This is a genomic window from Shewanella sp. S1-49-MNA-CIBAN-0167, from assembly GCF_040310145.1.
Lineage (GTDB): Bacteria > Pseudomonadota > Gammaproteobacteria > Enterobacterales > Shewanellaceae > Shewanella > Shewanella psychromarinicola.
In genome coordinates this window covers 1-236 of the sequence record NZ_JBEOPO010000495.1, presented here as the reverse complement: position 1 = coordinate 236, position 236 = coordinate 1, and the positions used below count along the sequence as shown (strand labels likewise).

Annotated in this window: 1 pseudogene; it reads left to right on the top strand. The window is 39.4% G+C overall.

The window, feature by feature from the left end:
- Positions 1-236 (top strand): annotated as a pseudogene (locus tag AAEZ00_RS22145) (hypothetical protein); the annotation flags it as partial.

The following is a 236-nucleotide window of genomic DNA, read 5'->3' as shown; positions in this document are numbered from 1 at the left end:
ATCTTGATGTGCAATATGCATTGTTAGCCGCACTGTGCAATTTACCCAGCGTGCAATGGTTAACTTACGCCAACCAAAGCGACTTAATCATGGCCGAGTCGTTGTTTTTTAAACAAGACCCAGAAACTCAAGCCAGTAATTGGTATTTAATTGACTATCAAGCATCACAAAAACACGATACGATTAGTCATCACTTAGCATATTGCCAAAAAGTGATTGCGTTAAAGGCAAAGCAA